Annotated in this window: 1 protein-coding gene; it reads left to right on the top strand. The window is 60.9% G+C overall.

From position 1 onward, the window contains the following. A partial coding sequence (locus B9Z37_RS14170) for an autotransporter-associated beta strand repeat-containing protein (protein WP_205872607.1) occupies nucleotides 1-7,476 on the top strand: 7,476 nt, incomplete at both ends.

The following is a 7,476-nucleotide window of genomic DNA, read 5'->3' as shown; positions in this document are numbered from 1 at the left end:
GAGTGTTTCGGGCACCACCAACATCGGTGCCAACATCACCACCAGCGGCACCCAAACTTATGTGGGTGCGGTGACCTTGAGCGGTGGCGACCGTACTTTGACTGGCTTGACCATTAACACGCAAAGCACTGTGGCCGGTGGCGGCAATGCCCTGACCATCACCGGTGCAGCAGACATTGATGGTTCAATCTCTGGCCTCACCAACTTGAGCGTCTCGGGTACTTCGAATATTGGTGCCAACGTCACGACCACGGGCACGCAGACCTATGCGGGCGCGGTGACGCTGAGCGGCGGAGACCGCACCTTGGCCGGCTCGACCGTGAAAACGCAGAGCACCTTGGCGGGCGGCGGCAACGCCTTGACCATCACGGGTGCGGTCGACATCGACGGTGACTTCACGGGCCTGACCGCTTTGAGCATCAGCGGGGCTTCCAACATCGGCGCCAACGTCACCACCTCTGGCACCCAGACTTACGCAGGAGCTGTGACCCTGAGCGGTGGCGACCGCACCTTGGCCGGCTCGACCGTGAACACGCAGAGCACCTTGGTCGGCGGTAACAACGCCCTGACCATCACGGGCGCTGCGGATATTGACGGTGCCTTCACAGGAATTACCAACCTGAGCGTATCGGGTACTTCGAATATTGGTGCCAACGTCACGACTACGGGCACGCAGACCTATGCGGGCGCGGTGACCCTGAGCGGTGGCGATCGCACCTTGGCCGGCTCGACCGTGAACACGCAGAGCACCTTGGCGGGCGGCGGCAACGCCTTGACCATCACGGGTGCTGCGGACATTGATGGTGCGTTCACTGGCATCACGAATCTGAGTGTTTCGGGCACCACCAACATCGGCGCCAACGTGACGACCACTGGTACCCAGACTTATGCGGGGGCCGTAACCCTGAGCGGCGGCGACCGCACCTTGGCCGGTTCAGTCATCAACACACAGAGCACCTTGGTGGGTGGCGGCAATGCACTGACCATGATCGGCGCAGCGGACATTGACGCTGCTTTCGCTGGTATCAAAAATTTGAGCATCAGCGCTGCATCTGACATCGGTGCAAACGTCATGACCAGTGGGTCTCAAACCTATGGCGGTACCGTCACGGTATCTGCCGCCGCCACATTGACGACCAGCGACAGCGCAGTGACTTTCAATGACGCCGTGGTGCTGAATCAGGCCTTGACCGTCAATACGGGCGCGGGTGCAGGTCATATTTCGATCGCAGGTGCCGTCGATGGCGCGTATTCGCTGGTGCTGAGTGCAGGCGCAGGCAATGTGGTCTTGGGTGATGCCGTGGGCGCGAATACCGCGTTGGCGTCAATCGCGGTCACCGGGGCCAACATCGCTTTGCACGATGTGCGAACGGGGGCTGCAGGTGCACAGACCTATACCGCGACCAGCGGCATTGAAACCAACAGTTCTTACCAATCGGCAGGTGGGGCCATCACTTTCAATGGCAACCTCACCCTGAACGACCACTTGGTGATTGACACGACCGACAGCAGTCAAGTGGTGGCAGGTGCAAATGTGGTGTTGAATGGCACAGTCAATTCGCAATCTGGTGAAGCCAATACCTTGGCCCTTACGGCGGGCAGCGGCAGCGTTACCTTGGGCAACTCGGTGGGCACGGTCGCCCATGGCGCCTTGGGCATGGTGACGGTGCATTCCGGTGAAGCCCGATTGGGGGGGGCTGTCACCACCAGCGGCGCACAAAGTTATGCCGATCCGGTCACGCTCGCGGCCAACGCCGAACTGAAAGCCAGTGAATTGGCCCTGCCTGCAGTGGCTTTGGCGTCCAATGCAACGGCTTATGAACTGACGGTGAACACCACCAGCAGCGGCTCAACGATTTCAGGCGTGGTGAGTGGCAACGGTTCACTGGTGAAAAAAGGCGCCGGCACCCTGACGCTGAGCGCGACCAACACCTATTCGGGCGTCACCACGGTGTCTGCAGGCACTTTGGTGCTGACGGGGGCTTTGAACAGCGCGACCGATGTCACCTTGAGTGGCACCTCGATTTGGGATTTGCGCGCCACACAATCGGTGGCCAGCTTGAGCATGGCCAGCGGCAGCAGCATCACGCGCGGGGCGGGCACATCGGCGTTGACGGTGACTGGCATGTCCACCTTGGCCAATAGCGTGACCACCAGTGGCACGCAAACCTACCAAGGTGCGGTCATCTTGGCGGCTGCCACCACTTTGGCGGGTTCTACCGTCAACACGCAAAGCACCTTGGCCGGTGGCGGCAACGCGCTGACCATCACGGGTGCAGCCGACATCGACGGGGCGTTCGCAGGCCTCACCAACTTGAGCGTCTCGGGAGCTTCCAACATCGGTGCCAACGTGACCACCACGGGCACGCAGACCTACGCCGGCGCGGTGACCTTGAGTGGGGGTGATCGCACTCTCACCGGTTCCACCATTAACACGCAAAGCACTTTGGCCGGTGGCGGCAACGCGCTGACCATCACGGGTGCAGCCGACATCGACGGTGCCTTCACAGGAATTACCAACCTGAGCGTATCGGGTACTTCGAATATTGGTGCCAACGTCACGACTACGGGCACGCAGACCTATGCGGGCGCGGTGACCCTGAGCGGTGGCGATCGCACCTTGGCCGGCTCGACCGTGAACACGCAGAGCACCCTGGCGGGTGGCGGTAATGCGTTGATCATCACCGGCGATGCGGACATTGATGGTGCAATCTCTGGCATCACGAATCTGAGTGTTTCGGGCACCACCAACATCGGCGCCAACATCACCACCAGCGGCACACAAACCTATACGGGTGCGGTCACCCTGAGCTCCAACGCTGAATTGGCAGGTTCGGGGATCACCTTGGCCGCAGTGGCACTGCAGTCGGGCGCCAACGCTTACACCTTGAGCATCAACAACACTGACGATGACTCCAAGATCGACGGCGTGGTCAGCGGCACAGGTTCTTTGGTGAAGAAGGGCGCGGGCACCTTGAGCCTCAATGGCGACAACACCTACAGCGGCACCACCGACGTGAATGCGGGTACTTTGAAGTTAGGCCACAGCCAGGCTTTGGGCGCAACCGCTTCAGGCAGCGGCACCACGGTGGGGGCCGGCGGCACGCTGGACCTGAACGAATTGAGCGTGCAAGAGTCAGTGACCGTGGCCGGTGGCCGAATTCTCAATGGTGTGTTGGGTGGGGACATGACGCTCACGGCGGACAGCACCATTGAGGCGGGCGCGGGCTCGAGCCTGACGCTGTCGGGGGACATCACGGGCAGTTTTGGCTTGACGTTCAGTGGTGCAGGGGTGATCACCTTGAGCGGAAACAACAGCTTCACGGGCGAGACCACCATCAGCTCGGGCACGGTGGTGGTGGCCAGCAACACGGGCTTGGGCAGCGCAGCGGGGGGCACGACCTTGGCCAGTGGCGCCACGTTGGATCTGGCGGGGGTGACGGTGGCCGGCGAGAGCTTGGTGCTGCAGGGCGGCACGTTGAAGGACGCGACCAGCTCCTGGGGCGGCACCATCTTGATGACGGCAGACAGCACGTTTGACATTGCCCAAGGCGACACGCTGACGGTCACAGGTGCCATCTCAGGCGCAGGCCGTTTGACCAAAACAAGTGGTGGCATTTTGGAGCTGAACGCACAAAATACCTACAGCGGCGGCACTCGAGTCAATGCCGGTGGGGTTAAGTTGGGCCATAACGCTGGCCTGGGAACGGCTTCAGCCAGCGTGGCCTCGGGTGCGGCATTGGATCTGAACGGGAAGACCATTGCCAATGCTTTGAGCGTGACCGGCACCGGCATCGGCAACGGCGGCGCGATCACCAACAGTAACAACAACGTGGCCACACTGAATGGCGAAGTGACCTTGTTGGGCAACAGCACTTGGAGCAGTATCGGCGGCCTCAAACTTCAGGGCGCGGTCAACGCCAATGCTGTTGGGGGCCAATCGCTGACGATCTCGAGCGGGCCCGTTCAATTGCTCGCAGGGGTGGGTCAGAGCGCAAGTTTGGCCAGCTTGGAGATCGCTGGCGCGACCACGCTTGGAGCTGATGTGAGCACCAGCGGCGCACAAACTTACTTAGGAGCAGTCACCCTGAGTGGGGGAGACCGCACACTGGCGGGTTCTTCCATTAACACCCGCAACACCGTAGCGGGCGGTAGTAACGCGCTGACCATTATTGGTGCAGCGGCTATTGACGGTGACTTCAGTGGCATCACCAACCTGAGCGTGTCGGGTGCCTCCAACATCGGCGCCAATGTCACGACCAGCGGTACTCAGACTTACACCGGTGCCACCACCTTGAGCGCCAATGCCGAACTGGCAGGTTCGGGGATCACCTTGGCCGCAGTGGCACTGCAGTCGGGCGCCAACGCTTACACCTTGAGCATCAACAACACAGACACAGATTCCAAGATCGATGGCGTGGTGAGCGGCACGGGCTTTTTGGTGAAGAAGGGCTCGGGTACTTTGACCTTGTCGGGCGCCAACACCTACACCGGTAGCACCACCATTGCAGCGGGCACTTTGTCGGTGACGGGCACCTTGAGTGATGCCACCGATGTGCTGAACTCGGGCACTTACAGCGTGCAGTCCAGCGACACCATCAACAGCTTGTCGGGCGCAGGTGCGGTGTTGTTGGCCAGTGCCAAGACACTGACCACGGGCGATGCGGGCGATGACACGATCGCGGGTGTGATTTCGGGCGGTGGCGCATTGACGAAGGTGGGCTCGGGTACTTTGACTTTGTCGGGCGCCAACACCTACACCGGCAGCACCACCATTGCAGCGGGCACTTTGTCGGTGACGGGCACCTTGAGTGATGCCACCGATGTGCTGAACTCGGGCACATACAGCGTGCAGTCCAGCGACACCATCAACAGTTTGTCGGGCGCAGGTGCGGTGTTGTTGGCCAGTGCCAAGACACTGACCACGGGCGATGCGGGCGATGACACGATCGCGGGTGTGATTTCGGGCGGTGGCGCATTGACGAAGGTGGGCTCGGGTACTTTGACTTTGTCGGGTACCAACGACTTCACGGGTGCCGTGGCCATCAACGCAGGTACGCTGAAGATCGCTTCAGACAGGAACTTGGGCGCAGTTCCGGGCAGTGCGGCAGCCAACGCCTTGATGATCAACGGTGGTGCCTTGCAGGTGACTGACGATGTGACGCTGGCCGCTGCTCGCGGCATCACATTGGGCAGCAGCGGCGCGACCTTCCAGACCGACCTATCGGTGAGCGTGAACTACGCTGGCGTGGTAGCAGGCACGGGCGGGTTGACCAAAACAGGCTCGGGCACGTTGTCGCTGGGAGGCAATAACACCTTCAGTGGCGGCGCCACCATCAGCGCGGGTTTGGTCAAGTTGGAGCAGAACGCGGGGCTAGGTACAGCAGCCGCCAGCGTGGCTTCGGGCGCCGCGCTGGATCTGAATGGAAAAACAATTGCCAATGCCTTGAGCGTGACCGGAACGGGCATCAACAACGGCGGTTCAATCACCAACAGCAGTACCAGTGAAGCCACGTTGGGTGGCGACATCACCCTTGTAGCGGACAACCATTGGGTCACGGGTGGTGCCATCAAGGTCGCTGGAGCCATCGACGGTGCTCATGCACTGACGGTCAGCGGCACAGGCCATCTGACGCTCGCAAGTGCGGTAGGTCAAACCACGGCTCTCAGCAGTTTGAGCATTGATGGTGCTGTCGCGCTCGGAGCCGACATTGCCACCAGTGGTACGCAGACCTACACCGGTGCGGTGACGCTGATTGGCGGCAACCGGAATCTGACGGCGTCTACAGTGAACACCCAAAGCACTTTGGCCGGTGGTGGCAACGCCCTGACCATTACGGGTGCTGCGGACATTGATGGCGCTGTCACTGCCGTCACGAATTTAAGCGTAATCGGGACATCGGACATCGGCGCGAACGTCACGACAACGGGAGCCCAGACTTACTCTGGTGCGGTCACCTTGAGTGGTGGTAACCGTAGTCTGACGGCGTCCACAGTGAAAACTCTAGGCACCTTGGTTGGTGGCAACAATGCATTGACGATCACCGGCGCCGCAGACATCGGTGGCACTGTCTCTGGAGTTACGAATCTGAGTGTGACCGGTTTATCGAACATTGGCGCAGACATCACCACCAGCGGCACGCAGACCTACGCTGGGGCAGTGACGCTCAGCGGTGGAAGCCGCATTCTGGCGGCCTCTGTTGTGAACACGCAAAGCACCTTGGATGGTGGTGGTAATGCACTGACGATCACCGGCGTCGCAGACATCGATGGCACGGTCTCTGGTGTTACGAATCTGAGCGTGACCGGTGCATCGAACATTGGCGCGGACATCACGACCAGCGGCACACAGACCTACGCCGGAGCAGTCGCGCTCAGTGGTGGCGACCGCACCCTTACCGCCTCCACGGTGCATACCCAGAGCACTTTGGTGGGAGGCGGCAATGCGTTGACGATCGCCGGTGCAGCTGATATTGATGGTGCCTTCACAGGTCTAACTAACTTGAGGATCAGCAGGGTATCGAACATCGGCGCCAACATCACGACCACTGGTACACAGACTTACGCTGGGGCAGTCACCTTGAGCGGCGGCAACCGCACTTTGGCCGGCAGCACCATCATCACCCAAGATACCTTGATTGGTGGCAACAGTCCGCTGAGTATCACAGGTAACGCGGACATTGGCGGCACAATGAACGCCGTCACGAACCTGAGCATCACCGGCACGGCCAACTTGGGTGCGGACATCACCACCAGCGGCACACAGACCTACGCCGGAGCAGTCACGCTCAGTGGTGGCGACCGCACCCTTGCCGCCTCCACGGTGCATACCCAGAGCACTTTGGTGGGAGGCGGCAATGCGTTGACGATCGCCGGTGCAGCAGACATTGATGGCACAGTCACCGGCGTTACGAATTTGAGCGTGACAGGCACATCGAATATCGGTGCGGACATCACCACCAGCGGCACGCAGACGTACTCTGGCTCAGTCACCTTGAGCGGTGGAAATCGCAATTTGACAGCGTCCACAGTGAACACTCAGGGCACCTTGGTGGGAGGCGGCAATGCGTTGACCATCTTGGCTGCGGCAGACATCGATGGCGCTGTCACTGGCCTCACCAACCTGAGCGTGACCGGTACATCGAGCATTGGTGCAGACGTCACCACCAGCGGCACGCAGACCTACGCTGGGGCAGTGACGCTCAGCGGTGGAAGCCGCATTCTGGCGGCCTCTGTTGTGAACACGCAAAGCACCTTGGATGGTGGTGGTAATGCACTGACGATTACCGGCGTTGCAGACATCGATGGCACGGTCTCTGGTGTTACGAATCTGAGCGTGACCGGTGCATCGAACATTGGCGCGGACATCACGACCAGCGGCACACAGACCTACGCCGGAGCAGTCACGCTCAGTGGTGGCGACCGCACCCTTACCGCCTCCACGGTGCATACCCAGAGCACTTTGGTTGGCGGCGG

Source organism: Limnohabitans parvus II-B4 (genome assembly GCF_003063455.1).
In the GTDB taxonomy this organism is placed as follows: domain Bacteria; phylum Pseudomonadota; class Gammaproteobacteria; order Burkholderiales; family Burkholderiaceae_C; genus Limnohabitans_A; species Limnohabitans_A parvus.
Note: the sequence above shows the minus strand (reverse complement) of the source record. Positions and strands in the feature narration are given on the sequence as shown.